Here is a 314-nt window from a genome sequence, read left to right as displayed (position 1 = left end):
CCTCGCGGCAGCGGCGACGACGCCGGGGCACGGCGGAGCCCGGACTTGCTCCCTGCCGGGCCCGACCTTGGCCTGGTCTCCATCGTCCCCCCCGGCTGACCATGAGCCCCTACGCCTCCCTGCAGCATCGTCGCCTCGCCCCCGCGGGGCGGAAAAAAAAGAATCACCGGCCCCCCGCCTCAGCCACCCATGCCCGCCGTACGTCACGCCATCGTCGGTCTCATCCTTCGGCCGCCGTCTCAGCGGTGCCCACACTGCCGAAAACAAATCCTTGAAAAACACCGGTACAAATAGATTCTGCCAAAGTAGTGCTA

The 314-nt window shown here is 66.2% G+C and carries 1 pseudogene; it reads left to right on the top strand.

Annotated features, from left to right (window positions below):
• Positions 1 to 275: pseudogene (locus tag FNJ47_RS46900) on the top strand (hypothetical protein); the annotation flags it as partial.
• Between the last annotated feature and the right edge of the window lie 39 nt (positions 276 to 314).

Source organism: Bradyrhizobium uaiense, assembly GCF_010811875.1.
In the GTDB taxonomy this organism is placed as follows: domain Bacteria; phylum Pseudomonadota; class Alphaproteobacteria; order Rhizobiales; family Xanthobacteraceae; genus Bradyrhizobium; species Bradyrhizobium uaiense.
This window is presented reverse-complemented; position numbering and strand designations above follow the sequence as displayed.